Genomic DNA, 6,068 nt, shown 5'->3' on the forward strand with positions numbered 1-6,068 from the left:
TTGTTTATGGTTTAGAATAGGTGTGAATAGCCTAACTCAACTAAATGGTCATAGGATACTTTCAAGCTTTCGAAAGGATCAACACCATATGTATCATCTTGTTCTACTAATAAGTAGCGTACACCTGATGATAATGATTCTTCAATAATTTCTTTTAGTGGTAATGAACCTGTTCCAAGTTCTGCAAATTCAATCAAGTTGTTAAAGCTGTCCATAAATTTGCTTGCATCACCTTCAAATAAAGCATCTACTGCTTCTTGAGGAAGTTCACCAACACGGTAATCTTTCAAGTGAATTAATTCAACTTTACCATTGTAGTCACGAATCACTTCAAGTGGGTTTGCTCCCCCACGTTGAATCCAGTGAACATCTAGTTCGAATCCTAGTAGAGGCGCTTTTTCGCGAATAATATCTAATAAGAATTTACCGTCATACTTACGGAATTCAACATGATGGTTGTGATAGTAAAGTGTAATACCGTCCTCTTTTAATTTTTGAGTAACGTCATTTACTTTTTCACAGAATTCTAAAACTAAGTCTAAGCTAGCCATTGCTGGAATAGGTAGCATTCCAATGCGCAATAAGTCAGCATTTACAGCCTTACAATCGGCAACAATTTTATCGTAATGAGTAGTCAATGATTCGCCATCTTTTACTTGTGGTTCTAGAGACGCACTCATAGCAGCTACTTCCATGTCAAAGTCTTGACACGCTTTTTTAATTGCTTCAATATTTTCTGGAGAAGTCTCAATTTGTGAGATTTCTACTGATTTATAACCAATCTCAGATAGTTTTTTCATCGTTTCGTAAACGCCTAGTTCTTGAAACTGTTGTTTAACTGTTGAACCTTGTACACCAATTTTAGCCATTAAAAAATCCTCCTCTTATGCTTTTGTGCTAAATTTTCCTTCTTCAGTAATACGTTTGTTTAATTCTTCTAAATAAAGATTATGATCATGGTTGTAGTCTACTTCTTTATCTAACCAATCAGATAAATGCATCGCATTCGCTAAACGAACACCGTTAATTCCTTCTGCACCAGGTGCTAACAATGCCTCACCCTTAACAATATGGTTAGCAAAGTTATTTAGAACATCAATATGTTGTTGTCCCATAACCATTTCAAATTCTTCAACTGTTTCTTCCACATAATCAGACATATTCATTTGACCCATGAATAATTTCACAACATCAGCCATGTCCATTTTTTCAGAAATTTCTTGTTCTGGATTAACAAGTTTTTTAATGATTAATTTTTTAGAATCTTCAACAACGATTTTTCCTTTTGTACCGAAAATTTCAAAACGGTCTGTTCCGATCATATCATTCGTACATGTAATAAATGAACCTGTTGCACCATTACCAAAATCAAGTAATGCATTGACTTCATTTTCAACAATAATATTACGTCCAGCACCATATTGTAGTTTAGCAGTTACCTTTTCTGGTTTTCCACAAATCCATTGTAAAAGGTCTAATTGGTGAGGTGCTTGGTTAACGAGAACACCGCCGCCTTCTCCACCCCAAGTTGCACGCCAGTCACTTTGGTTGTAGTAGCCTTGTGGTCTCCACCATGTTGTGATAATCCATGTAGCACGTTGTAAATCACCAATTTCCTTATTATCCATCAATTCTTTTACGCGACGGTATAATGGATTTGTACGTTGGTTAAAGAAAATCGCAAACGTTGTGTCTGAGTATTCTTCTGAAGCTTCAATTAAGCGTTCTACTTCTTTTGTATAAACACCAGCTGGTTTTTCCCCTAGTAAATGAATGCCACGTTTTAAAGCGTCAATCCCCATAACAACGTGATCATAGTGAGGAACAGTTGTGACAATCGCATTAACAACGCCTGAATCTAATAAGTCTAAATAGTTATCAAAAACAGGTAAACCTGGGAAGTCTTTAGCAATTTTCTCACGTTTAGCTGGATCAATATCACAAATCGCTGCTAATTCAATCAGATCTTCATTTAAACGCTCATCCTTTTGAGCAAAGAAGCTAGCGTACATGCCACCTTCTGCACCATATCCAATAATTCCTAATTTAACTTTTTCTGTCATTTAAATTCTCCTCCACTAATAAATTGATAATATTGTTTTTTGTACTGACTAGGTGAAAGGCCAATGTTTTTCTTAAAAAATCGGCTGAAATGAGCTTCACTCTCAAAGCCATTCTCTTGAGAAATCACTTTGATTAGTTGATTTGGCTCCTGAGTAATTTGACTACGCGCCTTCGACAAACGATACTGCATCAAGTATGTCATAATCGTATGTCCAGTTACTTCTTTAAAGACATGAGACATATAAGACTTACTTATATTAACCGCTTGAGATACGTCGTCGATTGAAATAGAACGATGATAATTCTTAAACAAGAAATTAGATACTTTTTCGGCGATTTCCGTTTTCTCATCTCGAAAACCTTGGTCTTTACGGATAATATAATCGGTAGAAATAGAGATGTGAATCAGCAACTGAACAACCGCTAATTTCAAACGTGCTTCATTCAATCTATTTTCCTCTAAGTCGACTAAAGTTGCGATTTCACCAATCATATTCTCGATGATTGCTTCATCTCGTTTCTTAAAAATCCGAATTAAACCGCTACTATTCTCTTCAAACAGGTTTAATAATCGTTCTAAATTTATATCTTGTAATAGCGGACGAATCCAATCTGAATCAAAACGTAAAACGCTTCGTTCATAATCTTGGGGATCACCAGAAACGTATGCTTTATGAATCGTCATACCATCTAGCATTAAAAGCTGTCCAGGCTGCAAGTAAAAAAATTGATTGCCCACTAAGAAACGACAGTTACCACCATGTAATAAGACCAACTCATATTCTTTATGCGTATGGAAATCTAAGGAGTAGGTAATGCCTCTCATTCGAGTGGCTGCGACTACAGCGCTTTCTTGTTCTTCAAACATGCAATCCCCCTTCTCGGCTATTACAATTATTATAATGAATAACCGCTTTCATAACCATGACCACTTATGTTTTCTTTAACGCTTTCATTGACTCAAAGTGTGGTATTTTTACCATATCTCTCTATATAGTCATTATTTAACGATATTCTAAATTTCTTAAATGTAAGTTGTGACCGATTTCATTTAGAAAAAACACCCATTTATAAGTGTTTTTTCAATAAATTGTTAAATTAGCAACTTTAAGGTAAAAAATAAAAAACCAAAATCGACTTTTTTCAGTCAATTTTGGTTTTCATATTAAAGTAATTTCTCTTTTAGAATAGCTACTTTATCTGTACGTTCCCAAGTAAAATCTTGATCGTCGCGGCCGAAGTGACCGTAACTAGCTGTTTTACGGAAGATTGGACGTTTCAAATCAAGCATTTCAATGATGCCATCTGGTGTCAATGTAAAGAGTTCTCTCACAACTTCGATAATGCGTTCTTCAGACACTTTTGCAGTTCCAAACGTATCAACCGAAATTGAAACAGGTTCTGCAACACCAATCGCATATGCTAATTGAATTTCGCATTTATCAGCAATTTCAGCTGCTACAATATTTTTAGCGATATAACGCGCTGCATAACTTGCTGAACGGTCTACTTTCGTAGCATCCTTACCTGAAAATGCTCCACCACCGTGACGCGCATAACCACCATAGGTATCAACGATAATCTTACGACCTGTTAAACCAGAGTCGCCTTTCGGTCCTCCTGTTACAAAACGACCTGTTGGATTGATATAATATTTTGTTTGTTCATCAAGTAAATCAGAAGAAATCACTTCTTTAACAACATGTCTCATAATATCTTCTTGAAGGGTTTCATAGGTTACAAACTCATCATGTTGTGTACTTAAGACAACAGTATCAACTCGAACAGCTTTACCATTATCATCATATTCAACCGTTACCTGCGCCTTACCATCTGGGCGTAAATAATCTAATGTCCCATCTTTACGAACCTTAGCAAGTTGATTTGTTAAGCGATGACTTAAACTAATTGGCAATGGCATTAACTCTTCTGTTTCGTTAATAGCAAAACCAAACATAAGCCCTTGGTCCCCTGCTCCTGTTGATTCACTAGATTCATCATCACGTGTCTCTAGAGAATGATCAACCCCTAATGCAATATCATCAGATTGTTCATCTAAAGAAACCATTACAGCTAAGTTTTCTGCATCAAAGCCATATTTACCACGTGTATAACCGATTTCTGTTACTGTATCACGAACAACTTGTTGAATGTTAACATAAGCAGATGTTGTAATTTCACCAAACACCATTACTAAACCAGTTGTGACGATTGTTTCACATGCCACACGTGCGTTAGGATCTTGCTTTAACAATTCATCTAAAATTGCATCACTAATTTGATCTGCAATCTTATCTGGATGTCCTTCCGTTACAGATTCCGATGTAAATAATTTTTTTTCTACCATTTTCATTTCCCCCATTTTCTTTGGTTACAAGGCAAATCCATTCATTGGATCCTATCGGGATATTGCTTTCAGCCTTAAAAGAGCAACAGCTAAACTATACGCTTTTATAGGTTAAAATGCAAGTAAATATTTGGTTAGAAGTAAGTCTTTCTTGACATCATGTTGTACTTTTTCTATGATTAAGGAGTATATGCCTTCAAAACAGAGGAGGAACAAAATGAACAGTCTCAAAACAAATCTATTAAACTATCTCAACAATACATTTCTAGCATGGCTCTTACTGCCATTCGCTTCTATTGGGATTGGATCTATTCTAGGGGCAAAAGCAAATTCCTTTCAGCTTTACCCATTTTTCTTACTTTATTCTTTTTTACTAGCCATTGGGTTACAAGAAAAGTATCTTATTAAAAAACAACAAGGGAAAATGATTAACCCTTCCTTATTAAGACATCTTTTAGGTGTAATAAGCGTTGTTATACTGCTTTTAATCCTAGTTTCAGTAAATTGGTTAGCAGTGTCTCTACTATTGCTCTATAGCCTATTTATTTACATTGCGCATCAACCATTAATAAGCTTAGAACAAACAGAATTTTACTATGTTCTTCAGCTCTTTTTCAAAGGACTTATCTTAAACTTATTAGCTTTTTACTTCCAAGCTCAATTTATTTCAGCTACAATCGTTACTTACTTATTGCCAGTCTTATGCTTTGTGAGCATTCTTATCGTTGTTCAGCAAAGGAAAATGCTACAGATTGATCAAGCCCCAAATCACTTTTCACGATTTATGTATTTAAAATTCAAACCCATTATAGCTGGTTTGTTTCTAGTTGGTAGCATGCTAGCTGTAGTCGTCCTTTTAATTAATAAAGTATCCATTATTATCGTTGTTATATTTGGATTGTTTCTTATAGCAACACTCTGCCCCCTATTTTTAACTCAGATTAGAAAGCAGCTCAATAAGACGAACTACATTTCACTAGTCATTTTTATCATTATACTTATTTATAGTTTTATCTTACCGGTTTTTTAAACACACACTTCCCTTAAAAAGGAAGTGTGTGTTTTTTTAGAGTTAGAAACAATAAAAAAGCTATCTATCTTCCTTAATATAGGAAGATAAATAGCTTAAAGAGTCTTAAGATGACCCGTACGGGACTCGAACCCGTGTTACCGCCGTGAAAGGGCGGTGTCTTAACCGCTTGACCAACGGGCCCTTTTCTTTTAAGCGGGTGAGGAGAATCGAACTCCCGACAACAGCTTGGAAGGCTGTAGTTTTACCACTAAACTACACCCGCAAATAAAAATGGCTTGGGACGGAATCGAACCGCCGACACCTTGAGCTTCAATCAAGTGCTCTACCAACTGAGCTACCAAGCCTTACTATTTAATAAAATAGCCATCATAACAAACGTTATAATATTGCGGGGGCAGGACTTGAACCTGCGACCTTCGGGTTATGAGCCCGACGAGCTGCCAACTGCTCCACCCCGCGATAATAAAATAATAGATAACTTTTAGAAAAGTTATAAAGGAGGATAAGGGATTCGAACCCTTGCACGCTTTTACACGCCTGACGGTTTTCAAGACCGTTCCCTTCAGCCGGACTTGGGTAATCCTCCGAGATAAAATAATAATATGCTATTTTTTATATCTAGTC

5 protein-coding genes, 5 tRNA genes and 1 riboswitch are annotated in these 6,068 nt (G+C 36.0%); of the genes, 1 reads left to right on the plus strand and 9 read right to left on the minus strand.

Annotated elements, in window-relative coordinates; genetic code table 11:
- Positions 1-11 precede the first annotated feature (11 nt).
- The 4 genes from G7057_RS11705 to metK all read right to left on the minus strand — a co-directional run bounded on the left by G7057_RS11705 (position 12) and on the right by metK (position 4,411).
- Positions 12-869, minus strand: coding sequence for a sugar phosphate isomerase/epimerase family protein (locus tag G7057_RS11705; RefSeq protein ID WP_166163955.1), 858 nt, complete (start codon positions 867-869; stop codon positions 12-14).
- Between the two features lie 15 nt (positions 870-884).
- Entirely contained in the window at positions 885-2,063 is a 1,179-nt protein-coding gene (locus G7057_RS11710; protein WP_166163957.1) for a Gfo/Idh/MocA family protein, read from the minus strand.
- Entirely contained in the window at positions 2,060-2,932 is an 873-nt protein-coding gene (locus tag G7057_RS11715) for an AraC family transcriptional regulator (RefSeq protein ID WP_166163959.1), read from the minus strand. Before G7057_RS11715 ends, G7057_RS11710 begins: the two co-directional genes overlap by 4 nt.
- 297 nt (positions 2,933-3,229) lie before the next feature.
- Positions 3,230-4,411 (minus strand): methionine adenosyltransferase, encoded by a 1,182-nt coding sequence (metK, locus tag G7057_RS11720; RefSeq protein WP_166163961.1) that lies wholly within the window; start codon positions 4,409-4,411, stop codon positions 3,230-3,232.
- Positions 4,409-4,488: riboswitch (SMK box riboswitch) on the minus strand. Its footprint overlaps the gene before it by 3 nt.
- A 140-nt stretch (positions 4,489-4,628) precedes the next feature.
- On the opposite strand from metK, the gene G7057_RS11725 reads away from it, so the two are divergent.
- Positions 4,629-5,441, plus strand: a complete 813-nt coding sequence (locus G7057_RS11725; RefSeq protein ID WP_166163963.1) for a hypothetical protein — start codon at positions 4,629-4,631, stop codon at positions 5,439-5,441.
- 111 nt (positions 5,442-5,552) lie between these two features.
- On the opposite strand, the gene G7057_RS11730 is transcribed toward G7057_RS11725, so the two are convergent.
- The 5 genes from G7057_RS11730 to G7057_RS11750 form a co-directional block, all read right to left on the minus strand.
- Positions 5,553-5,624: transfer RNA gene (locus tag G7057_RS11730), tRNA-Glu, on the minus strand.
- Between the two features lie 11 nt (positions 5,625-5,635).
- Positions 5,636-5,706 (minus strand) — tRNA-Gly (locus G7057_RS11735).
- 9 nt (positions 5,707-5,715) lie between these two features.
- A tRNA-Phe gene (locus G7057_RS11740) sits at positions 5,716-5,788 on the minus strand.
- 42 nt (positions 5,789-5,830) lie between these two features.
- Positions 5,831-5,903, minus strand: a tRNA-Met gene (locus G7057_RS11745).
- Positions 5,904-5,940: 37 nt separating this feature from the next.
- Positions 5,941-6,030: transfer RNA gene (locus G7057_RS11750), tRNA-Ser, on the minus strand.
- Positions 6,031-6,068 lie beyond the last annotated feature (38 nt).

The organism is Jeotgalibaca arthritidis, assembly GCF_011100465.1.
Lineage (GTDB): Bacteria > Bacillota > Bacilli > Lactobacillales > Aerococcaceae > Jeotgalibaca > Jeotgalibaca arthritidis.